The 23,075-nt window shown below is 68.5% G+C and carries 22 protein-coding genes; 13 read left to right on the top strand and 9 right to left on the bottom strand.

Annotation, left to right across the window (positions count from 1 at the left end; genetic code table 11):
• The first annotated feature begins 79 nt into the window (after positions 1-79).
• On the top strand, positions 80-646 hold the full coding sequence (locus AC07OA_RS11945; protein ID WP_494664025.1) for a hypothetical protein: 567 nt from the start codon (positions 80-82) through the stop codon (positions 644-646).
• On the opposite strand, the gene AC07OA_RS11950 is transcribed toward AC07OA_RS11945, so the two are convergent.
• From AC07OA_RS11950 to AC07OA_RS11960, 3 genes are all read right to left on the bottom strand, one after another.
• On the bottom strand, positions 643-1,572 hold the full coding sequence (locus AC07OA_RS11950) for a CPBP family intramembrane glutamic endopeptidase (protein ID WP_494664026.1): 930 nt from the start codon (positions 1,570-1,572) through the stop codon (positions 643-645). The genes AC07OA_RS11945 and AC07OA_RS11950 overlap by 4 nt on opposite strands.
• 69 nt (positions 1,573-1,641) lie before the next feature.
• Complete coding sequence (locus tag AC07OA_RS11955; protein ID WP_494664027.1) at positions 1,642-2,157, bottom strand: YkgJ family cysteine cluster protein; 516 nt, start codon at positions 2,155-2,157, stop codon at positions 1,642-1,644.
• 51 nt (positions 2,158-2,208) lie between these two features.
• On the bottom strand, positions 2,209-2,859 hold the full coding sequence (locus AC07OA_RS11960; protein ID WP_494664028.1) for an OmpW/AlkL family protein: 651 nt from the start codon (positions 2,857-2,859) through the stop codon (positions 2,209-2,211).
• A 180-nt stretch (positions 2,860-3,039) separates the two neighbouring features.
• Here AC07OA_RS11960 and pepN point away from each other — a divergent pair, with 180 nt between their 5' ends.
• The 3 genes from pepN (at position 3,040) to AC07OA_RS11975 (ending at position 8,680) form a co-directional block, all read left to right on the top strand.
• On the top strand, positions 3,040-5,643 hold the full coding sequence (gene pepN, locus AC07OA_RS11965) for an aminopeptidase N (RefSeq protein ID WP_494664029.1): 2,604 nt from the start codon (positions 3,040-3,042) through the stop codon (positions 5,641-5,643).
• A gap of 173 nt (positions 5,644-5,816) precedes the next feature.
• A complete protein-coding gene (gene pleC / locus AC07OA_RS11970; protein WP_494664030.1) occupies positions 5,817-8,351 on the top strand; it encodes a cell cycle histidine kinase PleC in 2,535 nt (844 codons plus the stop codon).
• 8 nt (positions 8,352-8,359) lie between these two features.
• On the top strand, positions 8,360-8,680 hold the full coding sequence (locus tag AC07OA_RS11975; RefSeq protein WP_494664031.1) for a low molecular weight protein tyrosine phosphatase family protein: 321 nt from the start codon (positions 8,360-8,362) through the stop codon (positions 8,678-8,680).
• Positions 8,681-8,689: 9 nt separating this feature from the next.
• On the opposite strand, the gene AC07OA_RS11980 is transcribed toward AC07OA_RS11975, so the two are convergent.
• Entirely contained in the window at positions 8,690-9,205 is a 516-nt protein-coding gene (locus AC07OA_RS11980) for a hypothetical protein (RefSeq protein ID WP_494664032.1), read from the bottom strand.
• A gap of 135 nt (positions 9,206-9,340) precedes the next feature.
• Here AC07OA_RS11980 and pelA point away from each other — a divergent pair, with 135 nt between their 5' ends.
• Together pelA and AC07OA_RS11990 are read left to right on the top strand one after the other, a co-directional pair.
• Entirely contained in the window at positions 9,341-10,651 is a 1,311-nt protein-coding gene (gene pelA, locus AC07OA_RS11985; RefSeq protein ID WP_494664033.1) for a pectate lyase, read from the top strand.
• Positions 10,652-10,697: 46 nt separating this feature from the next.
• Positions 10,698-11,351, top strand: coding sequence for a glutathione S-transferase family protein (locus tag AC07OA_RS11990; protein WP_494664034.1), 654 nt, complete (start codon positions 10,698-10,700; stop codon positions 11,349-11,351).
• Here AC07OA_RS11990 and AC07OA_RS11995 read toward each other — a convergent pair.
• Positions 11,348-12,751: a methyl-accepting chemotaxis protein gene (locus tag AC07OA_RS11995; RefSeq protein WP_494664035.1), complete on the bottom strand. Its 1,404-nt coding sequence runs from the start codon at positions 12,749-12,751 to the stop codon at positions 11,348-11,350. The two genes, AC07OA_RS11990 and AC07OA_RS11995, sit on opposite strands and share 4 nt — an antisense overlap.
• A 231-nt stretch (positions 12,752-12,982) precedes the next feature.
• On the opposite strand from AC07OA_RS11995, the gene AC07OA_RS12000 reads away from it, so the two are divergent.
• Positions 12,983-13,402: a PAS domain-containing protein gene (locus tag AC07OA_RS12000; RefSeq protein ID WP_494664036.1), complete on the top strand. Its 420-nt coding sequence runs from the start codon at positions 12,983-12,985 to the stop codon at positions 13,400-13,402.
• Between the two features lie 2 nt (positions 13,403-13,404).
• On the opposite strand, the gene AC07OA_RS12005 is transcribed toward AC07OA_RS12000, so the two are convergent.
• Both AC07OA_RS12005 and AC07OA_RS12010 read right to left on the bottom strand, forming a co-directional pair.
• Positions 13,405-14,025 carry a glutathione S-transferase family protein gene (locus tag AC07OA_RS12005; protein ID WP_494664037.1) on the bottom strand — a complete coding sequence of 207 codons (621 nt, stop codon included), beginning with the start codon at positions 14,023-14,025 and terminating at the stop codon, positions 13,405-13,407.
• Between the two features lie 72 nt (positions 14,026-14,097).
• Positions 14,098-14,283, bottom strand: a complete 186-nt coding sequence (locus tag AC07OA_RS12010; RefSeq protein WP_494664038.1) for a hypothetical protein — start codon at positions 14,281-14,283, stop codon at positions 14,098-14,100.
• Positions 14,284-14,500: 217 nt separating this feature from the next.
• Between AC07OA_RS12010 and AC07OA_RS12015 the strand changes: the two genes are divergently transcribed.
• Complete coding sequence (locus AC07OA_RS12015) at positions 14,501-16,006, top strand: spinster family MFS transporter (protein WP_494664039.1); 1,506 nt, start codon at positions 14,501-14,503, stop codon at positions 16,004-16,006.
• A 715-nt stretch (positions 16,007-16,721) separates the two neighbouring features.
• On the opposite strand, the gene AC07OA_RS12020 is transcribed toward AC07OA_RS12015, so the two are convergent.
• A complete protein-coding gene (locus AC07OA_RS12020) occupies positions 16,722-17,192 on the bottom strand; it encodes a VOC family protein (protein WP_494664040.1) in 471 nt (156 codons plus the stop codon).
• Between the two features lie 157 nt (positions 17,193-17,349).
• Between AC07OA_RS12020 and purB the strand changes: the two genes are divergently transcribed.
• The 3 genes from purB (at position 17,350) to AC07OA_RS12035 (ending at position 21,262) form a co-directional block, all read left to right on the top strand.
• Complete coding sequence (gene purB, locus AC07OA_RS12025) at positions 17,350-18,660, top strand: adenylosuccinate lyase (protein ID WP_494664041.1); 1,311 nt, start codon at positions 17,350-17,352, stop codon at positions 18,658-18,660.
• A 4-nt stretch (positions 18,661-18,664) separates the two neighbouring features.
• Positions 18,665-19,150, top strand: a complete 486-nt coding sequence (locus tag AC07OA_RS12030; RefSeq protein ID WP_494664042.1) for a DNA-deoxyinosine glycosylase — start codon at positions 18,665-18,667, stop codon at positions 19,148-19,150.
• A 108-nt stretch (positions 19,151-19,258) separates the two neighbouring features.
• Positions 19,259-21,262, top strand: coding sequence for a M13 family metallopeptidase (locus AC07OA_RS12035; RefSeq protein ID WP_494664043.1), 2,004 nt, complete (start codon positions 19,259-19,261; stop codon positions 21,260-21,262).
• Positions 21,263-21,344: 82 nt separating this feature from the next.
• Here AC07OA_RS12035 and AC07OA_RS12040 read toward each other — a convergent pair whose 3' ends face one another.
• A complete protein-coding gene (locus AC07OA_RS12040; RefSeq protein ID WP_494664044.1) occupies positions 21,345-21,662 on the bottom strand; it encodes a DUF1476 domain-containing protein in 318 nt (105 codons plus the stop codon).
• Between the two features lie 294 nt (positions 21,663-21,956).
• Here AC07OA_RS12040 and purC point away from each other — a divergent pair, with 294 nt between their 5' ends.
• On the top strand, positions 21,957-22,715 hold the full coding sequence (purC, locus tag AC07OA_RS12045) for a phosphoribosylaminoimidazolesuccinocarboxamide synthase (RefSeq protein ID WP_494664045.1): 759 nt from the start codon (positions 21,957-21,959) through the stop codon (positions 22,713-22,715).
• An 11-nt stretch (positions 22,716-22,726) separates the two neighbouring features.
• Positions 22,727-22,966, top strand: a complete 240-nt coding sequence (gene purS / locus AC07OA_RS12050; RefSeq protein WP_494664046.1) for a phosphoribosylformylglycinamidine synthase subunit PurS — start codon at positions 22,727-22,729, stop codon at positions 22,964-22,966.
• Positions 22,967-23,075 lie beyond the last annotated feature (109 nt).

A 23,075-nucleotide genomic window follows, 5' to 3' on the forward strand; every position in this document is an offset into this window, starting at 1 on the left:
TTCGTCCGCTGGAAAGATTGACCTCGCGTCAAGGATTTAAGGTTCTTATGGCGGTCTCTGAATCAACGAGAACGCGTGCGTGGCCAAGACCGTCTTCCAGCGGAACCAGAAGGTGTGGGTCGAAAGCGTCGGCGCCTGGGCGACGATCGAGAAGATCGTGCCGATCTGGGCCAAGGGCTTCGACGAGCCCGTGCGCGTCACCTACGACGTGGGCCTGGGCCGCGAATTCCAGGCCCATGAGCTGAAGCCCGAGGACCGCGTCGACGAGGACGGCGGCGCGGCGGTCGCCAACTGGCGCATCCTGCGGGCTCGCAACAAGTGGCAGCAGGAGAGCGACTGCCTGCACCACCCCTATCCCGGCACCTATCCGGTGGTGGTCACCGACCCCAACGACTGGGGCGGCTGGCGCACGCCTGGGGCCGAGTATGACCGCGACCCGCGCAAGATCGAATTCCAGGCCCGGCTGATCGCCGCCGCGCCGCAGCTGCACGCCTTGGCCCGCCAGTTGATCGAGCTGGCCGCCGACCATCCGGAAGACGCGCCGCCGGCCCTCGTGGCCCTGGCCCAGCGCGCCTCGGCCATCGAGCGCGCCCTGCACGAGGTGCCCGCCGCCGCCGAGGCGCCGGGCATCGTCGAGGCCGGCTAGGAGAACACCTCGGCGACCGGCGCCGGAGCGTCGCTCCGCGCCTTGAAGTTCCCCTTCTTCCAGGCCCAGTACAGCACCACGATCGCCACGCCGGTGCCGACGACCATGGCGGGAACCGAAGCCTCGGGACCAAAGGCTCCTCCGCTCAGCCAGTCCGGAGCGCCGGCCTTGGGGGCGCTGAGATAGAGGCTTTCCTTGACCTCGATGCCCGACACCCGCGCGCCCCAGATCCAGCCCTGGGCGAAGTTCCAGGCCGCGTGGACGCCCACCGACATCCAGAGACGCCCTGTCAGCATGTAGAAGGCCGCCAGCATCAGGCCGGCCTCGATGGCGATGGCGATGGCCGCCGTTGGGGTAGCGTTCGGGTTTGAAAGATGCAGGGCCCCGAACAGCGCCGCCGAAAGCGCCAGAGCCGGCCAGGCGCCGAACGCCCGCATCAGCAGGCGCAGGACGATGGCGCGGAAGATCAGTTCCTCCATGAAACCCGAGACGATGCCGATGCTGACCATGCTCCAGGGCGAGGACGCGCGCGGGCCGCTCACCTCGTAGAGACCCGACACCGCGAGCAGCGCCACCACCAGGCTCAACATGGCCGCCCCGATCACGAGACCGATCGTCAGTTCCACGACGGCCGGACGCAGCGCCAGTTCGGACGGCCATCGCGCTTCGGCCAGACGGACCAGCCCCGCGTAAAGCCCGAAGCCCGCAAGGCAGATGGCCAGGGTCGCCAAGGCGTTCAGCGCTCCCTGTCCCGCGAACAGCTTCTCCGGCAGGATCGAGCCGGCCGCGTCGACCAGGCCGAAGATGAAGAACAGCAGCACGGCCCATCCCAGGCAGCGCAGCCATCGCAACATGCCGGGATGAAGAAACCGGCGCGAACCGATGTCCAGGCCCGTGGCCGATGGCGAAACGTCAGTGGACGACATGGACTCAGATCCCCCGAAAGCTGGATCGAGCTTTGGCGGGATCGGGACGGCGTTCAAGTGAAGAACAGTTCAGGTAGGAGCGGCGTCCTCGCGAGGCGGCCAGTCGCGCCCCGAGCCCGGCCGGCGCAAGCGGCTGTGCGAGGCGAATTCGACCGGCGGACGCACCACGCCAAGGTCGATCTCGCCGCCGTTCGGCGCCAGGCGCCAGCAGCGGCGGCCGACCCAGATCAGCACCTCCAGCCCGTCGGCCGCCCCCGCGCTGGCCCAGCCGCGCAGGGTGGCCTCGAACGGCGCCCGTCGCCAGGCCGTGGGCTGGGTCGGGTCCAGCTCGACATTGATGATCCGACCGCCCTCGCCCGCGTGCAGCACGAAGCCGCTGCGGTCGGGCCGCCAAGCCTCGTCCAGCCGGTCGTCCAGCAGCCAGTCGCAGGCGAAGTCGGCGCAGCCCTGGGGGCGGACCTCGTAGATCCCGCAGCCCTTGTCGCGCTTGTAGTAGCGGCACCAGACGTGCGGAGCCTTCTCCAGCTCGCGCACGCCGATCAGCTTGCAGCACTGGCCGCACGCACCGCATTCCCGATTGGACATCGCCGCCCCGCCTCCGGTCCGGCCCTGTCTAGTCGTTGGCGGAGCGCTCGCCTAGAAGCGATAGCCCACGCCCGCCGACACCACCCACGGGTCCAGGTTCACCTTCGACTTCAGCGCCCCGTCGTTGATGCTGGCGTCGGTCTCGAACCACACCTTCTTGACGTCGACATTGAGGCTGTAGCGGCCGGTCAGGGCGTAGTCGGCGCCGGCCTGCAGGGCGTAGCCGAAGCCGTCGTCCAGCTTGACCTTGAAACCGTTCAAGTCCTTGTCGCCGTAGAAGATCATGTAGTTCACGCCCGCCCCGACATAGGGGCTGAACCGGGCGGCCGGAAAGGGGTGGTACTGTACCGAGACCACCGGCGGCAGCACCCAGGTCTTGTGGACGTCGACATCGGTTCCCGGCCCCACGGCGCTGACCGTGTGGCGGGTCGTGCCGGCGATCACCTCGACGGCGATCTTGTCGGTAAGGAAGTAGCTTAGGCCGATGGTCGGCATGACGTCATCCGACACCTTGGCCTCCAGGCCCGAGGCCGCGCCGGCGGCGGTCAGGATCGGGTCGCCGGCGTCGGGGCTGACGTCGGTGGCGCGCACGTTCAGCATCCAGGTTCCCTTGGCCTTGGGCACGAAGGCCTCCTGGGCCTGGGCGGCGGAAGCGGTCAGCAGGCCGGCGGCCACGATCAAGGCGCAGCGGGTGACGGTCATCGGATATCCCTCGTCTCGGGGCGCCGCGTCGGGCGGCGTCTTCGCGACAGGGGATGCGACCGGATCGACCGCGCCACTTTGATCCGGAACAAAGTCCATACCGAAAGCAGGGTCATTGCGGTCACTACTTATCTCGCGTGACCTCTCGCCGCCGGAGCGTCCTCCGCCTACATTGACCCCATGCGCACCGACACGCCCCAGCCCGTCCGGCTCTCGGACTATCGCCCGTTCCCGTTCGCCATCGAGACCACCGAACTGGACTTCCAGCTGGACCCCAGCGCCACGCGGGTGAAGGCGACGCTGACAATCAAACGGACCGGCGAGCCGGGCGAGCCGCTGTTCCTCAACGGCGAGCGGCTGAAGCTGATCTCGGCGGCGATCGACGGCCAGGCGTTGAGCGCCAACCAGTACAGCCTCGACGGCGAAGGCCTGACGATCCATCAGGTCCCGGACAGCTTCGTCCTGACCACCGAGGTCGAGATCGATCCGTCGTCCAACAAGGCGCTGATGGGCCTGTACATGTCAGGCGGCCGCTTCTGCACCCAGTGCGAGGCGGAAGGTTTCCGGACCATCACCTTCTTCCCAGACCGGCCCGACGTGCTGAGCCGCTACACCGTGCGGATCGAGGCCGACGCGGCGTTCCCCTGGCTGCTGAGCAACGGCAATCTGTGGGAAGGCGGCGAGGTCGACTCCACCCAGCCGGAGGGCCGCCACTACGCCGTCTGGAACGACCCCTTCCCCAAGCCGGCCTATCTGTTCGCCCTGGTGGCGGGCGAGCTGGACGTGCTGGAGGACAGCTTCGTCACCATGAGCGGCCGCACCGTGGCCCTGAAGGTGTTCGTCGATCCCGGCATGGCGTCCCGCGGCGCCTACGCCATGGACAGCCTCAAGCGCTCGATGAAGTGGGACGAGGAAGCGTTCGGCCGCGAATACGACCTGGACCTGTTCATGATCGTCGCCGTGCGCGACTTCAACTTCGGGGCCATGGAGAACAAGGGGCTGAACATCTTCAACAGCTCCCTGCTGCTGGCCGCGCCCGAGACGGCGACCGACCTCGACTATGAGCGCATCGAGAGCGTCGTCGCCCACGAATACTTCCACAACTGGACCGGCAACCGCATCACCTGCCGCGACTGGTTCCAGCTGTGCCTGAAGGAAGGCCTGACCGTCTTCCGCGACCAGAGCTTCAGCGCCGACATGCGCGGCGAGGCCGTCCAGCGGATCAAGGACGTGAAAGCCCTGCGCGCCCGTCAGTTCGCCGAGGACGCCGGTCCCCTGGCCCACCCGGTGCGCCCCAACAGCTATCTGAAGATCGACAACTTCTACACGGCCACGATCTACGAGAAGGGCTCCGAACTGATCCGGATGCTCAAGACGATCCTGGGCGCGGAAACCTTCCGCAAGAGCCTGGATCTCTACTTCGAGCGCCATGACGGCGAAGCCACCACGGTCGAGGCCTTCATCGCCTGCTTCGCCGACGCCTCGGGCCGAGACATGAGCGACTTCTTCGCCTGGTACGAACAGGCCGGCACCCCGGCGGTGTCGCTGACCCACGCCTATGACGAGGCCGCGGGGGCGCTGGAGATCACCCTGACCCAGGCCACCGCCCCCACCAACGGCCAGCCGATCAAGCATCCCCTGCCCGTGCCGGTGACCATCGGCCTGCTGGCCGGCGACGGCGAGGTGCTGCGGGACAGCGAGGTCGTGCTGCTTGATACGCCGACCAAGACCCTGCGCTGGGAAGGCGTCGACCAGGCCCCGGTGATCTCGGCCCTGCGCGGCTTCTCCGCGCCGGTGAACCTGACCACCGACACCCGGCCGGTCGACCGCTACGTTCAGTTCGCCGCCGACCCGGACCTCTTCAACCGCTGGGAAGCCGGCCAGACCCTGGCCCGCGAGCTGATCCTGGGCCGTGCGGCCGGACGGCCCGACGAGGTCGGCGAGGAGCGCTATGCCGACGCCCTGGGCCGCGCGCTGGTCGACGACGCCTCCGACCCGGCCTTCAAGGCCCTGCTGCTGGCCCTGCCCACCGAGGGCGACCTCAGCCTGGCCGTCGAGCCGGTCGATCCGGCCGCGATCCACGCCGCGCGCGACCATCTGAAGACCGTCATGGCCGTCCACCTGGGCGACCTGCTGCGCCGCCTGCACGGCGACCTGCAGAGCGGCGGCGAGTTCTCGGCCGACGCCCGCGCGGCCGGCAAGCGCGCCCTGCGCAACGGCTGCTGCGACCTGCTGGCGGCCGACCCGCACGCGGTCAATGTCGAGCGGATCGTCGGTCACTTCGACAGCGCCGCCAACATGACCGACGCCATGGGCGCCCTGTCGGCCCTGGTGACCATCGGCGGCGAGCCCGCCGAAAAGGCCCTGGCCGCCTTCCATGCCCAATGGCGCGAGGAGCCGCTGGTGCTGGACAAGTGGTTCGCCGTCCAGTCACGCGACCCGGGCGACGGCGCCATCGGCCGCATCCTGGCCCTGACCGCCCATCCCGACTTCGACGCCGGCAATCCCAACCGCCTGCGGGCCCTGGTCCAGGGCTTCGCCAGCGGCAATCCGGCCCGGTTCCACGACCCCAGCGGCGCCGGCTACGAATTCCTGGCCGACCAGATCCTGGGCGTCGACGGCTTCAACCCGATGACCGCCGCCCGACTGGTCGAACCGCTGGGCGCTTGGCGTCGCTACGTGCCGGAACTGGGCGCCCTGATGCGCGGCCAGCTGGAACGCATCCGCGACCACGCCGGCCTGTCGAAGAACGTGCTGGAACTGGTGTCGCGGGCGCTGGACTGACGTTTGGCCGCGCGAAGGCGGTGAGCGTGGTGTGATTCCTCGGTATCGGGGTTGCGACTAAAGGGCTCATCCCCTGTCGAAACCTCGGTTCTGCGGTGACGCGGGCCTTCCGGCTGCGGTAGATTCACCATGTCGGCGAAGTGACTCGCTGAAGCTTGCGGGAGCATCGAGCGTTGGAGCGTGGCGGGGCGAGAACCGGGAGGCTGGCGGGAGCCGGCTTTTCGGCGGCGGGCGCGACCCGCTCGCGCGCCGCGCAGTCGCCGTCCCAGGCCTATGTGCGCCTGGCGATCCTGGCCGCCCTGCTGCTGCTGGCCGTCTATACCGCCTTCGGCGTCAACCGCCTCAAGGAAGAGGCCAGCATCCCGCCCGGCGGCGCGCCGCTCGCGGCCCAGGCCAAGCTGGTGGCCGCCGCGGCCGAGACCAATCTGGCTGCCCAGCGCGCCGGCCTTTCGGCCGCCTCCGACCTTCTGCAGCGCGATCCCGGCGCGCCCATCGACGCGGCCGAGACCGCCCTGCGCGCGGCCGGCGGCGAGGCCATGGCCGTCGCCGTGATCGGCCCCTCCGACGTGCTGGCCGTCGCCGGCCGCGACCCGGCCGCCGACTGGAAATCCGCGGCCCGCGCCGCCGGCGCCTCGGGCCGCAGCCAGTGGATCGGCGGCGGAACCACCGGCCGCCTCTATGTCGCCGTCGCCGTGCCCGTTTCAGGCGGACGCGGCTTCGTCATCGCCTCCAGCGACCCCGCCCGCCTGATCGCCCAGCCGGCCAAGGGCGCCGTCGGCGCGCTGATGACGGCCGACGGCCAGATCCTGGCCGCCGCCGGCCGCCCGATCCAGGGCGCGACCACCCTGAAGGAAGCCTTCGCCGTCTCGGTCGAGGACCTGGGCGACGGCGCCGCGGCCCTGCGCGGCCAGTCGCTGGACGGCCAGGCCCTCGATCTCGCCGTCCAGCCCCTGGCCCAGGGCGCCCTGCTGGCCGCCGCCGGCGCCCGCTCGCGCACCGTGGCCAACGCCGACCAGGCCCTGATGGAAGGCGCCTTCTCGCTGCTGGCCCCGCTGGCCGTCGGCATCGCCCTGGCCCTGATGCTGATGGTGCAGAGCCGCCGGGTCGAGCGCGCCCAGCGCGAATTCGTCGACAGCGAACAGCGCTTCCGCCTGGCCGTCGAGGCCGCCCGCTGCGGCATCTGGGAATGGGAGCTGGGCGCCGACCAGGTGTTCATGTCCGACGTCACCGGCGCGATGTTCGGCTGGGGCGGCGGCGGCGTGGTGGGCGGCCAGGAGCTACTGGACCGCGTGTCGGTCGACCATCGCGACAAGGTCCGCCAAGCCTTGGCCAACGCGGCCACCTACGGCGCGTTCGACGTGTCGTTCCGCGTGCCGTCGCGCGACGGCGGCCGCGCCATCTGGATCGACGCCCGCGGCCAGGGGTTCGGCAAGCCCGGCGAGGACGGCTATTCGCGGATCATCGGCGTGGCGCTGGACGTCACCGAGGAGCGCCTGGCCCAAGCCCGCGCCCAGGCCGCCGAGAACCGCCTGCGCGACGCCATCGAGAGCGTGTCGGAAGCCTTCGTGCTCTGGGATCGCCAGGGCCGGCTGCTGATGTGCAACCGCAACTACCGCAACGTCTTCAACCTCGAGCCCAAGCTGCTCAAGCCGGGCGCGCCGCGCAACGAGGTCAACCGCTTCGCGGCCCTGGCCATCAAGCACGACCAGCCCGCCCCAGACGGCGCCAAGGGCGTGCGCGAGGCCGAGCTGAACGACGGCCGCTGGATCCAGATCAGCGAGCGCCGCACGGCCGAAGGCGGCCTGGTGATGACCGCCGCCGACATCACCGCGATCAAGAACCAGGAAGAGGCCCGCCGCCTCAACGAGGAGCAGCTGCAGTACGCCGTCACGGGCCTGGAACGTAGCCAGGAACAGCTGGCCGAACTGGCCCGCAAGTACGAGATGGAGAAGGTCAAGGCCGAGGGCGCCAACAAGGCCAAGAGCGAGTTCCTGGCCAACATGTCCCACGAGCTGCGCACGCCGCTGAACGCCATCAACGGCTTCTCCGAGATCATGATGAACGAGATGTTCGGCCCGTTGGGCGACCAGCGCTATAAGGGCTACAGCCTCGACATCCACAACTCCGGCCAGCACCTGCTGGCCCTGATCAACGACATCCTGGACATGTCGAAGATCGAGGCCGGCAAGATGAACCTGAAGTTCGAGCCCCTGCACCTGGAAGACGTCACCGAGGACGCCGTGCGGCTGGTGCGCAATCGCGCCGAGGCCGCCGGGCTGAAGCTGGAGATCGACTTCCCTACCCTGCCCGAGGTCGAGGCCGACTATCGCGCGGTCAAGCAGGTGCTGCTGAACCTGCTGTCGAACGCCATCAAGTTCACCCCCCGCGCCGGCCGCGTGACCGTGCGGGCCGAGGTGCGCCGCGATCCGCTGGGCGAGCGGGTCCGCGTCTCGGTCACCGACACCGGCATCGGCATCGCCGCCGAGGACCTGGCCCGCCTGGCCAAGCCGTTCGAGCAGGTCGAGAGCCAGCACGCCAAGACCACCCAGGGCACGGGCCTGGGCCTGGCCCTGACCAAGTCGCTGGTCGAGATGCACGACGGCGCGCTGGAAATGACCTCCACCCCCGGCGAAGGCACCACGGTCAGCTTCGTCCTGCCGATCAGCCAGAGCGGCCTGTCCATGCACCGCGACTTCGCGGCGGCTTAAGGTCCCCGTTGAAGAAGGTCCTGTTCGTCTGCAGCCAGAACAAGCTGCGCAGCCCGACCGCCGAGCAGGTATTCGCGACCCGCACGGATCTCGAAGTCGACTCCGCTGGGACCAATCAGGACGCCGAGAACCCGCTGACGGGCGAGCTGGTGGCCTGGGCCGACGTGATCTTCGTGATGGAGAAGACCCATCGCGCCAAGCTGTCCAAACGGTTCAAGCGCCATCTGAAGGCGCGGGTGATCTGCCTGGACATCCCCGACGACTACGCCTTCATGGATCCCGACCTGGTGACGCTGCTGCACGCCCGCGTCGGGCCGCACCTGCCCTAGGTCCGCCGCCTACCTTCGCCGCCAGGCCAGCATATGAGGATAGCCCGGGACGCCTGCCGCCTTGGCGCGGTGGGGCTCCAGGGTCAGTCCCCACCAGGCCAATAGTGGCGCTCCGACGTAGCCGCCTTGGCTGAAGCTCTCGGCCAGCGCCGAACCCTCGCCGCGATAGCCGCCCTCGTGGAACGGCACCGAGGCGTCCAGGCCCAGATGGACGGCCGCGGCGTACGACCAGGCCAGGGCGGCCATCTCCTCGCCGGGGTCGTCGGACACACCGTCTTCCAGGCGGGTCGGATCGCCGACCGCGACATGGCCGGCCTCGTGCAGCAGGTCACCCGGCCAGATGAGACGCCCGGGATCGACCCGTAGCCGTCCCTCGACCACCGCCACCCCGGGCAGGAAGGTCTCGCCGTCCAGCGCGGCGACCTCGACGGGAATTCCGATCTCGCGGACGAACGCGACGATGCGGCCGACCAGCGGATCGGCGAACTCCTCGGTCGAAATCTCCGCCGCGCTCGACGCCGCCATGCACCGCTCCCCTTCGCGGCGATCAAAGCCGCTTCGGCGCCGGCCGTAAACCCGCCGGAAAAATGGGGTGCGCGCGACAGGGTTTGGGCGGACGTTCCGCCGACGGCCCAGTTCGGCCGAGACCGGATCGTTTCCATGCCCCTGCGCCCCCTGTCCGCCGCCCTGGTCCTGGCCCTGATGTGCGGCGCCGCCCAGGCCGCCGTCGTCGGAACCAACACCCCGGCCCCGCCGATCACCGCCGCGCGAATTCAGGCGCTGCCGGCCAAGGACCGCGACGTCTGGGCGGCCTATCTGGCGCGCTCGGAGAAGCAGAATCTGGCCGATCGCGCCGCCCTGGCCGCCGAGCTGAAGCCCGGCCAACCCGCGCCGCCGCCGCCCGAAGAGGGTCCGGGCGGCCCCAAGGCCATGCCGCTGGACCGCGACGCGGCCTGGTACGCCACGCCCGAGGCCCGCCACGTGGCCGACGTCATCGTCAGCTTCCAGACCCCGGCCGGCGGCTGGAGCAAGAACCAGCCGCGCACCGGCGCCCTGCGCCAGCCCGGCCAGCCCTACGCCCCCGACAACGTCTCCAAGTACCTGGCCGCCGACGACTTCGACACGCCGCGCGACCCGCACTGGAACTATGTCGGCACGCTGGACAACGACGCCACCATCACCGAGCTGCGGTTCCTGGCCCGCGTCGCCGGCCAGGCCCCAGGCAAGGAGGTCGAGGCCTGGCGGGCCAGCTTCCTGCGCGGCGTCCGCTACCTGCTGGCCGCACAGTTCCCCAACGGCGGCTGGCCCCAGGTCTGGCCGCTGGAGGGCGGCTATCACGACGCCGTTACCTATAACGACGACGCCGTCACCGAGGCCGCCGAGCTGCTGACCGACGTCGCGAACGCGCAAGGTGATTACGCCTTCGCCCCGGCCGACCTGCGCAAGCTGGCCGGCGCCGCCGCCGAGCGCGCCGTGGCCGTCGTCCTGGCCACCCAGGTGGTGGTCGACGGCAAGCGCACCATCTGGGCCCAGCAGCACGACGCCCTGACCCTGAAGCCGGTGGCGGGCCGCAACTTCGAGCCGGCCGAGCTGTCGACCGAAGAGAGCGCCGACCTCCTGGTCTATCTGATGAGCCTGCCCAAGCCCTCGCCCGCCCTGGTCGCGGCGGTGCACGCCGGCGCCGACTACCTGGCCGCCAACGCCATCTACGACCAGGCCTGGACCGGCGGGAAGGACACCGAGGGCGGCCGCCGCCTGGTCGCCAAGCCCGGCGCCGGCCCCATCTGGGCGCGCTACTACGCCGCCGCCGGCAACACCCCGATCTTCGGCGACCGCGACAAGACCATCCACGACGACGTCAACGAACTGACCCTGGAGCGGCGCAACGGCTATTCCTGGTTCAACACCAGCCCGAAGAAGGCGCTGGACGCCTACGCCGTCTGGAAGAAAGATCACCCCGCGCCGGGCTGAGGTCGGAGCGCGCCCCAAGAAGCGCCCCAGAAAGACGAGGCCGCCCATGTCCCTGACGCTGCACATGCATCCGCTGTCGTCCTACTGCTGGAAGGCGCTGATCGCCCTCTATGAGAACGACACGCCGTTCGAGGCGCGGCTGGTCGATCTGAGCGATCCGGCGGTCGTCGCGGCGTTCAAGGCGCTGTGGCCCACGGCCAAGATGCCGCTGCTGGTCGATACGGCCCACGGCCGCACCGTGCCGGAGACCTCGATCCTCATCGAGTACCTGGACGAGACCTATCCCGGCCCCGTGCGGTTCATTCCCGACGATCCGGAAGGCGCGCGCCGCGCTCGGCTGATGGACCGCCTGTTCGACCTCTATGTGATGACGCCGATGCAGGCGATCGTCGCCGACCGCATCCGGCCCGCCGAGGCCCGCGATCCCTACGGCGTGGCCCAGTCTCGCGCCCAGCTGGCCATGGCCTACGACCTGCTGGAGACCGAGCTGGCCGGCCGGACCTGGGCGGCGGGCGAGGCGTTCGGCCTGGCCGACTGCGCGGCCGCCCCGGCCCTGTTCTATGCCGACAAGGTGGCGCCCCTGACGGACGCCCACCCGACGGTGAGGGCCTATTTCAACCGCCTGCTGACCCGGCCTTCATTCCAGCGGGTGCTGAAAGAAGCCGAGCCCTATTTCGCGATGTTCCCCGCCGGGGACTAGGCGGCGCGCGACCGGGCCATCGGGCGGCCGTCCGCCTGGCCCCGGCCGGTGTCGAACCGCGCGACCATCCGGCCCAGCTCGCCGGCCTCGCTGCGCAGGTTCGAGGCGGCGGCGGTGGCCTCCTCGACCATGGCGGCGTTCTGCTGGGTCACCTGGTCCATCTGGTTGATGGCCGAATTGACCTGGGCCAGGCCCGTGGCCTGCTCCTGCGAGGACTGGGCGATCTCGGAGATCAGCACGTCGATTTGCGAGACCTTGCCGGCGATGCCGTTCAGGGCCTGGCCGGTGTCGCCCACCAGCTGGACGCCGCGCGAGACCTGGGCGGTGCTGCTGGCGATCAGGGTCTTGATCTCCTTGGCCGCCTCGGCCGAACGCTGGGCCAGGGCCCGCACTTCTTGCGCCACGACCGCGAAGCCGCGACCGGCCTCGCCGGCGCGAGCCGCCTCGACGCCCGCGTTCAGGGCCAGGAGGTTGGTCTGGAAGGCGATCTCGTCGATGACGCCGATGATCTGGGTGATCTGGCCCGAGCTCTGCTCGATCTCGCCCATGGCGGCGACGGCCTCACGCATGACCACGCCGGACTTGGTGGCCTCCTCGCGGGCGGCGGAAGCGGCGTTGGACGCCTCCCTGGCGCCCGTGGCGCTGCGGCGGACCGTGGCGGTCAGCTCGTCCAGGGCCGCGGCGGTCTCTTCCAGGCTGGCGGCCTGCTGCTCGGTGCGGCGCGACAGGTCGTCCGACGCCGCGGCGATCTCGTCCGAGCCGGCCTGCAGGCCGTCGGTGGCCGAGGCGATGGCCCCCATGGCGCGGCGCAGGCTGTCGATGGTGGTGTTGAAGTCGCTCTTGATCTGCTGGAAGCGGCCTTCGAACGGGGCGTGGATGTCGGCGGTCAGGTCGCCCCGCGCCATGCGGCCCAGGCTTTCGGCCAGGGCCGAGACCACCGCGCCCTGCTCGGCCTCGGCCTGCTGGCGCTGCGCCTCGCCCCGCGTCCGCTCCAGTTCGACCTCGGTGACGTCGGTGGCGAACTTGATGACCTTGTAGGGCTTGCCGGTCTTGTCGAGCACGGGGTTGTAGGAGGCCTGGATCCAGATCTCCTTGCCGCCCTTGCCGATCCGCAGGAACTTGGCCGCGACGAACTCGCCGCGATTGAGCGTGGCCCAGAAGTCCCGGTACTCGGCGCTCTGGGCGACGCCCGGCGGCACGAACAGGCTGTGGTGGCGTCCCTCGATCTCGCTGGCCGTATAGCCCAGCGCGCCCAGGAAGTTGGCGTTCGCCCCCAGGATCGTGCCGTCCAGCGTGAACTCGATCACCGCCTGCGAGCGATCCATAGCCGCGACCTGGGCCTCCAGGTCCTGGACGCGTCGCGCGTCGGCCTGCCGCGCCTTGCCATGACCTGAAAACATCGTCGCCGTCCCGAGATAGGTGCAGTTGATGCGAGCTTTAGGCCTGACGAAGGTTAACGGCGCCCTAATTAAAAAACAACGTGTTGCCACAACTCATGGAGGAAACAAGAACCCTTTAAATGTAAAGGCTTGTCACAATTCAAATAATTAATGACAGATTAATTTAGATTTTATGGCGCTTCAAAACTCAATCGGTGTATGGTTACGCACGGCTAAGCCTCGGAATACAGTATGCCTTTGCGTCAGCTCATCGCGGCCCTGGCCGATAACTTGGATATCGGGGTCGTGCTGACCGATGGATTGCTGGCGCCGCCGGGTCCCCACATCCTGTATGTGAACACAACGTTTGAGCGCATGACCGGCTTCGATCGGGCCGAAATCCTGGGAAAAAATCCTCGCATTTTTCAGGGTCCCGGCACGAGTTTGGCCGCGCGCAAGCGTTTGGCGCGGGCTTTGCGCAACGGCGAGCGCCATTCCACCACCCTGGTGAACTACCGAAAGTCCGGCGAAGCCTATCTCTGCGCCATCGACGTCTTCCCGATCGTCACCCCGCAGGGCGAGCTGATCAACGCCGTGGCCCTGGAACGCGAGGTCGAGCGGCGGCCGGGCCGGCACCCGACCTTCCGCCCGGCGGCCGGGCCGGCCGAATAGGTTTAGGTGTCGGCTTCCCAGGCCAGGAATTCCGGCGTCTCCAGCAGGCGCTCGCAATAGGCGCCGGCGGCTCCGGTGTCGCCGTAGTCCGACAGGTGGATCCCGTAGGTGCGGAAACGGGTCGCGACCGGGGTGTAGAAGGCGTCGGCGATCGACCACTCGCCCAGCAGGAACGGCCCGCCCGAGCGCTTGAGCAGCTGGTTCCAGCGCTCGACGATCTTGCGCACGTCCTTCTGGGTGGCCTCGGAGATCGCCACGTGGCGCGGGGTCTCCTCCAGGGCCATCGGACACTCGCCGCGCAGGGACGAAAAGCCCGAATGCATCTCGGCCGCGGCGGCGCGGGCCAAGGCTCGCAGGGCGGGATCGGCCGGCCACAGGCCCGCGTCCGGGAACCTGTCGGCCAGATATTCGCAGATCGCCAGCGAGTCCCAGATCGCCAGGTCGCCGTCCTTCAGCACCGGCACCAGGCGGCTGGGCGAGTGCTTGGCGATCTCGGCGTCCGAGGCCTCGCCCTGGCGCAGTTCGACCACGGTCTCCTTGAAGGGCTGGCCCGTACGCTTGAGCGCCAGCCACGGACGCAGCGACCAGCTGGACCACTTCTTGGTGCCGACGACGATTTCCATGGCGGTCTCCCTGGGCGAACAACGGACGCCTGGGCTTAGCGCGCCCGCCCGCCGGGAACAACGCCCGCCGGGCTACCGATTTTCGCTTTCGTCGACCAAGGGTCGCGGAAAGGCATAGGCCCAGGGATGGACCTCGGCCGGCGCGCCCGGATCGCGGGCCAGGGCGCGCAGCGACCGCGCCCGATTGAGCTCGGCGAAGCTGACGATCTGGGCCGAGCGTCCGACGGGCTCGGGGCGGGTAAGGGACAGGGCCTGCATGAGCGACCTCCCATGTTGGGTTTGGCATAACGACCGTCTGGCGCGGCCATGACGCCATTGAAGGCCCCTCCGCCTGAACGGGCATGAGCGCTGTCGTTGTCTGGCGTTCATCTGGCGGTCTGGAAACGGCCTCGATTTCCCCTCTGGCGCTGCCGCTTCCCTTACGTCTATGGTCGGCCCAACGATTAGAACAAATGTTTGAAGGGAGAGGCCCGGGATGGCGCAGGCGAAGACGGCCGGCGGCGCAACGCCGCTGTACTCGAACGGCTACAAGGCCACGGTGCTGGGGCTTCTGCTCGCCACCTACACCTTCAACTTCATCGACCGCACGATCATCGCCACCATCGGCCAGGCCATCAAGGTTGACCTCAAACTCACCGACACCCAGCTGGGCCTGCTGGGCGGGCTCTATTTCGCCCTGCTCTACACGATCCTGGGCATCCCCATCGCCCGCATGGCCGAGCGCTGGAACCGGGTGACGATCATCTCGGTGTCGCTGGTGATCTGGTCGGGCTTCACGGCCCTGTGCGGCAGCGCCGCCAGCTTCGCCCAACTGGCCCTCTACCGCTTCGGGGTGGGCGTGGGCGAGGCCGGCTGCTCGCCGCCGTCCCACTCGCTGATCAGCGACTATTACGAGCCCAAGAAGCGCGCCTCGGCCCTGTCGATCTATTCGTTCGGCATCCCGCTGGGCACGATGTTCGGGGCGGTGGCCGGGGGCTGGCTGGCCCAGGAGTTCAGCTGGCGCGTGGCCTTCGTGATCGTGGGCCTGCCGGGCATCCTGCTGGCCCTGATCGTCAAGCTGGTGGTCAAGGAGCCGCCGCGCGGACACTCGGAAATCAAGGAGCGCCCCCTCGAAGCCGAGGACGTGGTGGTGGAGCCCGCCAAGCCGGCCTTCTCCCTGGCCAACGAATTCGCCGAGATCTGGGCCGTGCTGAAGGTGCTGTTCGGCAAGTGGCCCGTCCTGCACATGATGCTGGGCGTGACCATCGCCTCGTTCGGCTCTTACGGGGCCAATGCGTTCGTGCCGCCCTACTTCATCCGCAACTTTGGTCTGGGCCTGGCCCAGGTCGGGTTGATCGTCGGCCTGGTGGGCGGCTTCTCGGCCGGGGTCGGCACCCTGGTCGGCGGCTTCCTGACCGACTGGTCGGGCAAGCGCAGCGCCAAATGGTACGCCCTGGTGCCGGCCATCGGCCTGGCGGTCTGCACCCCGATCTACATCGCCGCCTATCTGCAGACCAATTGGCAGACCACCGCCCTGATCCTGCTGATCCCGGGCATCTTCCACTACACCTACCTGGCCCCGACCTTCGGCGTCGTCCAGAACTCGGTGGAGCCGCGCCGCCGGGCCACGGCCACGGCCCTGCTGTTCTTCTTCCTGAACCTGATCGCCCTGGGCGGCGGGCCGGTGTTCACCGGCTGGCTGATCGACCACCTGGCGCGGTTCCACTTCAACCATCCGGGGGTGAGTTCGATCTTCCAGGCCCTGGGCGGTTCCTTCACCGACCCCGGCGCGGCCAGCTTCACCGCCCAGTGCCCCGGCGGCCTGGCCCCCAAGGGCTCGCCCGCCGACCTGGCCAAGGCCTGCCACGGCGCCATGGCCCGGGCCACCCAGCAAGGCGTCATCATCACCCTGTGCTTCTACGGCTGGGCCGCCCTGCACTACGCCCTGGCGGCGATCGGCATGGTCAAGCACATGCGGGAACGAGCGGGGGTGCAGGGGTAAGGTCCTTTCTCGTTCGGCGACCACTTGCCCCCTTCGAGCCTTCGGCCCTCCTTCCCCCGGAGGGGGAAGAGGACACGGAGGTGCGTGAACGCGACGTCCTCCGCCCCCTACGGGGCGGACAGACCGCGAAGCGGTCAGGTGGGGGCAAGTGGGTGTGCTCTCACGCCAATCTGGCCATGAGCTGGTTGGGAAGGGTGCGAAGCGCCCGGGCCTCGCCCGGAGGATTTGCAGTATGTGTACCGTTTCGACGAAGTCCGTGCGCTTCGCGTGGAACCGTTATCCGCAAGGCCGGGGCGCGCGGGCCTTTTCCGCCCTTCACCCCACCCGGTGTTTCCTCCTGGATCTGTGCACCGCTTGAGTTCAGAGGCGGGAGTGAGCCTAACGAGGACCGGAGCGAACCCCACGACGGGCGGAGCCTTCCAGCGAAGACCCTGATGGGCGAGCTTACGTCCCTCGCCCTCTTTTTCAGTCTCCCTCCGGCCGAAGCCGAAGAGGACCCCGCGCGTCCACCCCTGAAAGCCGCTTCGGTCGCTGGCCTCGCGCCCTTCCCGTGCCTTCAGGTGACATCAGGATACGGCAGGCCCAAGCGAGGGGGATAAGTTAGGTCGAAAAAGTTCAAGCGATTGAAATCGCTGAGCTCTGATCGCTATCCGCTAGGGATAGAGCCCTTTCCTCCTCATCCGCACAGCGGGTGAGGAGAAAGCATAGGCCGCCCCTAACCCCGCGCCGCGGCTTCCAGCGGCGCGATGTCCAGCTTGACCATCTTCAGCATCTGCTCCGTCACCCGCCGCACGACGGCCGGGTCGGGGTCTTCCATCAGCTCGCGCAGCCGTGTCGGGGCGATTTGCCAGGACAGACCCCAGCGGTCCTTCAGCCAGCCGCACTCCTCCACCGAGCCGCCGTCCTTGAGCGCGTCCCACAGCCGGTCGAGTTCACCTTGCGTGTCGCACTCGACCATGATCGAGAAGCTGTGGTTGAACGGGTCCAGCGGCCCGGCCTCGATGGCCATGTAGTTCTGGCCGCCCAGGGTGAAGCTGGCGATCCGCACGCTGCCGGCCGGGCCGGACGGGTTGTCGCCCATCACCGCCGAGAGGCCCTCGAGCGTCGAGCCCGGGATCAGGTCGACATAGAAGCGGACCGCCGCCTCCATGTCCTTTTCGAACCACAGGTGCTGGGTGACCTTCATAGCCTCGTCCTTTCCTCGCCTAGGGTATGGGAGCGGCCCGGCGGACCCGCCCGTTCCATATCGAGGACGAACCGCGCCCGAACGGGCCGACATTCCGGGCCAAGTAATAATCCCCTTCCCTTGACTCCCCCCTCGGACGGGACCAAACGCCCGGCCCATGATCACGCGCTATTCCCGCCCCGAAGCCGCCGCCATCTGGTCCAGCCAGACCAAGTACAAGATCTGGTTCGAGATCGAGGCCCACGCCGCCGACGCCATGGCCGAGCTGGGGGTGATCCCCAAGCTGGCCGCCCAGACGATCTGGGAAAAGGGCCGCGACGCGGTCTGGGACAGCGACCGCATCGACGAGATCGAGCGGGTCACCAAGCATGACGTCATCGCCTTCCTGACCCACGTGTCGGAAATCGTCGGCCCCGAAGCGCGCTTCCTGCACCAAGGCATGACCAGCAGCGACGTGCTGGACACCTGCTTCGCCGTGCAGCTGTCGCGCGCCACCGACCTGCTGCTGGAAGACGTCGACCTGGTCCTGGCCGCGCTGAAGCGCCGGGCCCTCGAGCACAAGATGACCGTCTGCGTGGGCCGCAGCCACGGCATCCACGCCGAACCGATCACCTTCGGCCTGAAGCTGGCGGGCTATTACGCCGAGTTCCAGCGCGCCAAGGAGCGCCTGGCCATGGCCAAGTTCGAGATCGCCACCTGCGCGATCTCGGGCGCGGTGGGCACCTTCGCCAATGTCGATCCGCGCGTCGAACAGCACGTGGCCGACAAGATGGGCCTGGCCGTCGAGCCGGTCTCGACCCAGGTGATCCCGCGCGACCGCCACGCGGCCTATTTCGCCGCCCTGGGCGTGGTCGCCTCGTCGATCGAGCGCCTGGCCACCGAGATCCGCCACCTGCAGCGCACCGAAGTCCTCGAAGCCGAAGAACCCTTCGATCCGGGCCAGAAGGGCTCGTCCGCGATGCCCCACAAGCGCAACCCGATCCTGACCGAGAACCTGACGGGCCTGGCGCGCCTGGTCCGTTCGGCCGTGGTGCCGGCCATGGAGAACGTCGCCCTCTGGCACGAGCGCGACATCAGCCACTCGTCGGTCGAGCGCGGCATCGGGCCGGACGCCACCATCCACCTCGACTTCGCCCTGCGCCGCCTGGCGGGCGTGATCGAGCGCTTCAACATCTATCCCGACAACATGGCCAAGAACCTGGACAAGCTGGGCGGCCTGGTCTTCTCGCAGCGCGTGATGCTGGCCCTGACCCACAAGGACGTCAGCCGCGAGGACGCCTATGCGGCGGTCCAGGGCAACGCCATGAAGGTGTGGCGCGGCGAGGGCCGGTTCATCGACTTCCTGAAGGCCGATCCGATCGTGTCGAAGGCCCTGACGGACGCCGAGCTCGAGGAGCTGTTCGACTTCGGCTACCACACCAAGAACGTCGACGTGATCTTCAAGCGGGTCTTCGGCGAACAGGCCTGAGCCCTTGCGTAAGGCAGGCTTCCCGGCGGTGACGGACGCGGCCACCCGCGTCCTGATCCTGGGCAGCCTGCCGGGCGAGGCCTCGCTGGCGCTCGCCCAGTACTACGGCAATCCGCGCAACGCCTTCTGGCGGCTGATGGAGGGCGTGCTCGACACGCCTCTGGTCCCTCTCGCCTACGAAGATCGCCTCGCCGCCCTGCTGGCCCGGGGCGTGGGCCTGTGGGACGTGATCGGCGAGGCCGAGCGGCCCGGCAGCCTGGACGCGGCCATCCGCGATCCCGCCGCCAACGACCTGCTGGCCCTGATCGAGACCCTTCCCGCCCTGCGCGGCGTGGCCTTCAACGGCGGGACGGCCGCGAAGCTGGGCGCGCGTTTGGTCGGCGACCGCATTCCGACCCTGGCCCTGCCCTCCTCCAGCCCCGCCCACGCCGCGTGGTCGTTCGAGCGGAAGGCGCAGGCCTGGAATCGACTGCTCGACTGGCTGGCCTGAGCTCGTCGGAGGCGGTCGACCGCCTTTTGCGAACATTACGGCATTTTCATCTGCGCGGCCGGGCCAACTGAGGCAGCATCGCCCCTCCTGTGGGGAGACCATTTCCGTATGCGCATCGTTCTGCTGGCCGCCGTCTCGGCGCTCGCCTTTTCCAGCACCGGCTTCGCGGCCGAGCCCGCCAAGCCGGTCTACGGCGCCTGGGGCGTCGACCTGACCAACGGCGACACCGCGATCAAGCCCGGCAATGACTTCGACCGCTACGTCAACGGCGCCTGGGAGGCCAAGACCCAGATCCCGCCCGACCAGGCCTCGGCCGGCGTGACCACAGACATCTACAACCTCTCGCAGGTGCAGCTGCGCGACCTGATCGAGACCGCCCCGGCCGCCAGCCAGATCGGCGCCCTCTACAAGAGCTTCATGGACGAGGCCAAGGTGGAGGCGGTCGGCGACAAGCCGCTGAAGGCTGACCTGGCCAAGCTGAACGCGATCAAGACCAAGGCTGCCTTCGTCAAGGCCATGGGCGCCTCGCGGGGCGGGCTGGGCAGCCTGCTGGTCGACATCGACGTCAGCGCCGACGCCAAGAACCCCGACATCAACGTCCTCTACCTGACCCAGGGCGGCGGCCTGACCCTGCCCGACCGCGAATACTATCTGAACGACAGCTTCAAGAAGCAGCTGGACGCCTACCGGGCCTTCGCCGAGCGCGCCCTGAAGATGAGCGGCCACCCCGATCCGGCCGCCGGCGCGGACGCCGTCATCGCCTTCGAGACCCGCATCGCCAAGGCCAACTGGCCCCGGGCCGAGCGCCGCGACATCGACAAGACCTACAACCCCATGACCATGGCCGAGCTGCAGGCCTTCGCGCCGCAGGTCGCCTGGGCGGACTATCTGAAGGCGGCGGGCGTGCCGGCCGTCTCCAAGGTGATCGTCGGCGAGAAGTCGGCGGTGAAGGACACCGTCACGATCCTGGACGAGACCCCGCTGGAGACCCTCAAGGCCTGGCAGACGGTCCACATCCTGATGGAGGTCTCGCCCTATCTCTCCAAGCGCTATGTCGACAGCCGCTTCGAGTATGTCACCGCCCTGAGCGGCCAGACCGTGCTGCGCCCGCGATGGAAGCGCGGCGTGGTGCTGGTCGACGGCAGCCTGGGCGAGCTGGTCGGCAAGGCCTATGTGCAAAAGCACTTCCCGGCCGACTCCAAGGCCCAGATGCTGGTGCTGATCGGCAATCTGAAGACCGCCATGGCCAGTCGCATCCAGCAGTCGCCGTGGATGAGCGCCTCGACCAAGACCGAAGCCCTGGCCAAGCTGTCGAAGATGCAGGTGATGGTCGGCTATCCGGACAAGTGGCGCGACTATTCGCGCCTGAAGCTGAGCGCCGGCGACCTCTACGGCAACGTCAAGCGCAGCCGGGCCTTCGAGTGGGCCTACCAGTTGGCCGATCTGGGCAAGCCGGTCGACCGCGAGAAGTGGTCGATGACCCCGCAGACCGTGAACGCCTACAACAGCGGCCTGCAGAACAAGATCGTCTTCCCGGCCGCCTATCTGCAGGCGCCCAACTTCGACCCCGCCGCCGATCCGGCGGTGAACTATGGGGCGATCGGCGCCACCATCGGCCATGAGATCAGCCACGGCTTCGACGACCAGGGCCGCAAGATCGACGCTGGCGGCGCGCTGCGCGACTGGTGGACGGCCGAGGACGCCAAGCGCTTCAACGCCGAGGCCGACGTCCTGGGCAAGCAGTTCGACGGCTACGAGGCCCTGCCGGGCACGTTCGTCAACGGCAAGCTGACCATGGGCGAGAACATCGCCGACCTGGCCGGCCTGCGCATCGCCCTGGACGCCTACCACGCCTCGCTGGGCGGCAAGCCGGCGCCGGTGATCGACGGCCTGACCGGCGACCAGCGGTTCTTCCTGGGCTATGGCCAGTCCTGGCGGGACAGGGTGCGCGACGAGGCGCTGAAGTCGCAGATCGCGTCGGACCCGCACGCGCCCTCGTCGTTCCGCCTGATCGGCTCGACCCGCAACATCGACGCCTGGTACGACGCCTTCGACGTCAAGGCCGGCGAGACCTACTACCTCAAGCCGGAAGACCGCTCGCGGGTCTGGTAGCCCACAAAAGCAAAAGGGCCGCCCCGAGGGGCGGCCCTTTCAGCATCCGAAGCTCGGAAGCCTTATTCGCCGGCGGCGAACTTTATTCGCCAGCGGCGATTTGGCCGCGGGCCAGGGCCAGCAGTTCGTCCATCTTGCGACGGACTTCGCCCTCGCCGACATTGACGCCCGAGCTCTTCAGGTCGCCGGCGACCTTGCGCAGCACGTCCTCGTCGCCCGGCTGCTCGAAATCGGACTTCACGACGGCGCGGGCGTACTCGTCGACGGTCGCCAGCCCCATCAGTTCGGCCGCCCATTCGCCCAGCAGGCGATTGCGACGGGCGGTCGCCTTGAACTCCTGTTCCTGCTCCAGCGCGAACTTGCGTTCGAAACCCTGTTCGCGTTCGTCGAAGGTGGTCATGAAAGCCCCAATAGTCTTTGAGCCGGCTGCATATCCCGTGGCGAGCCGCCCGGCAATCAGAAGCAACGCCGCAGCACCCCCGATCCGGTCACAATCCCGCGGACGAGGCTAGGGCTGTTTGCGCCAGAGGCCGCGTTCGGCTAGTTTCGGCGGGACATTTTTCGTGAGCGGCCTTGAGTCGAACGTCGCGCGCAGCTATCGGCCGCGCGCGCTTTTCGTTTCTCCGGAGTTTTCCCGGGGACCTGTGTTCAGGTAAGGGGCGCGCCCGCAGCCAGAAGGGCCTCGACGAGAGCCATGACCACCCGCCGCAAGAAGATCTACGAAGGCAAGGCCAAGATCCTGTACGAGGGTCCCGAACCGGGCACCCTGATCCAGTACTTCAAGGACGACGCCACCGCTTTCAACGCCCAGAAGAAGGCGATCCTCGAAGGCAAGGGCGTGATCAACAATCGCATCAGCGAATATATGATGACGCGCCTGAACGGCATCGGCGTCCAGAACCACTTCATCCGCCGCATCGGCCTGCGCGAACAGCTGATCAAGGAAGTCGAGATCATCCCGCTCGAGGTGGTGGTGCGCAACATCGCCGCCGGCTCGATCGCCACGCGCCTGGGCCTGGCCGAGGGCACGCCCCTGCCCCGCTCGATCATCGAATTCTACTACAAGGACGACAAGCTGGGCGACCCGATGGTCTCCGAGGAGCACATCACCGCGTTCAACTGGGCCGCCACCCAGGAGATCGACGACATGATGGCCATGGCCCTGCGCGTGAACGACTACATGAGCGGCCTGTTCAGCGCCGTCGGCATCACCCTGGTGGACTTCAAGGTCGAGTTCGGCCGCATCTACGAAGGCGACTTCAGCCGCGTGATCCTGGCCGACGAGATCAGCCCCGACAGCTGCCGCCTGTGGGACTCGGCCACCAACGAGAAGATGGACAAGGACCGGTTCCGCCGCGACCTGGGCAATGTCATCGAAAGCTACACCGAGGTGGCCCGCCGCCTCGGCATCATGAAGGAAATGCCCACCGTCATCCAAGGCGGCGTGCACTAGAGCGAGTGACCATGAAAGCCAAGGTTCAAGTGTTCCTCAAGCCCGGCGTCCTGGACGTGCAGGGCAAGGCCGTCGAAGCCGCCCTGCACGGGCTGGGCTGGGCCGACGTCTCGGGCGTGCGGGTGGGCCGCACCATCGAGTTCGACCTCACCGAGACCGACGCCGACAAGGCCCAGGCCGAGGTCAAGGCCATGTGCGACAAGCTGCTGGCCAACACGGTCATCGAAAGCTACCGCGTCGAGATCGCCTAGCGACACCGATTGGGGACACACGCATGCGTGTGTCCCCAGCCGCGAGCAGAGCGCCCTTCCCTGGAAGCGGCGCTTTTTCTTTGCCCGCATCTTCCGCCGTAGCTTCGCC

The sequence above is a fragment of the Caulobacter sp. GW821-FHT09B08 genome (genome assembly GCF_059418225.1).

Bases quoted from the DNA above. Each gene is read 5' to 3' on its own strand.
- pelA (WP_494664033.1), top strand. From the start codon at position 9,341: ATGCCCCTGCGCCCCCTGTCCGCCGCCCTGGTCCTGGCCCTGATGTGC.
- AC07OA_RS11950 (WP_494664026.1), bottom strand. From the start codon at position 1,572: ATGTCGTCCACTGACGTTTCGCCATCGGCCACGGGCCTGGACATCGGT.
- AC07OA_RS12020 (WP_494664040.1), bottom strand. From the start codon at position 17,192: ATGAAGGTCACCCAGCACCTGTGGTTCGAAAAGGACATGGAGGCGGCG.
- AC07OA_RS12005 (WP_494664037.1), bottom strand. From the start codon at position 14,025: ATGGAAATCGTCGTCGGCACCAAGAAGTGGTCCAGCTGGTCGCTGCGT.
- AC07OA_RS12040 (WP_494664044.1), bottom strand. From the start codon at position 21,662: ATGACCACCTTCGACGAACGCGAACAGGGTTTCGAACGCAAGTTCGCG.
- AC07OA_RS11955 (WP_494664027.1), bottom strand. From the start codon at position 2,157: ATGTCCAATCGGGAATGCGGTGCGTGCGGCCAGTGCTGCAAGCTGATC.
- AC07OA_RS11960 (WP_494664028.1), bottom strand. From the start codon at position 2,859: ATGACCGTCACCCGCTGCGCCTTGATCGTGGCCGCCGGCCTGCTGACC.
- purB (WP_494664041.1), top strand. From the start codon at position 17,350: ATGATCACGCGCTATTCCCGCCCCGAAGCCGCCGCCATCTGGTCCAGC.
- AC07OA_RS11990 (WP_494664034.1), top strand. From the start codon at position 10,698: ATGTCCCTGACGCTGCACATGCATCCGCTGTCGTCCTACTGCTGGAAG.
- AC07OA_RS11980 (WP_494664032.1), bottom strand. From the start codon at position 9,205: ATGGCGGCGTCGAGCGCGGCGGAGATTTCGACCGAGGAGTTCGCCGAT.
- pepN (WP_494664029.1), top strand. From the start codon at position 3,040: ATGCGCACCGACACGCCCCAGCCCGTCCGGCTCTCGGACTATCGCCCG.
- purC (WP_494664045.1), top strand. From the start codon at position 21,957: ATGACCACCCGCCGCAAGAAGATCTACGAAGGCAAGGCCAAGATCCTG.
- AC07OA_RS11995 (WP_494664035.1), bottom strand. From the start codon at position 12,751: ATGTTTTCAGGTCATGGCAAGGCGCGGCAGGCCGACGCGCGACGCGTC.
- purS (WP_494664046.1), top strand. From the start codon at position 22,727: ATGAAAGCCAAGGTTCAAGTGTTCCTCAAGCCCGGCGTCCTGGACGTG.
- AC07OA_RS12015 (WP_494664039.1), top strand. From the start codon at position 14,501: ATGGCGCAGGCGAAGACGGCCGGCGGCGCAACGCCGCTGTACTCGAAC.
- AC07OA_RS12000 (WP_494664036.1), top strand. From the start codon at position 12,983: ATGCCTTTGCGTCAGCTCATCGCGGCCCTGGCCGATAACTTGGATATC.
- AC07OA_RS12010 (WP_494664038.1), bottom strand. From the start codon at position 14,283: ATGCAGGCCCTGTCCCTTACCCGCCCCGAGCCCGTCGGACGCTCGGCC.
- AC07OA_RS12035 (WP_494664043.1), top strand. From the start codon at position 19,259: ATGCGCATCGTTCTGCTGGCCGCCGTCTCGGCGCTCGCCTTTTCCAGC.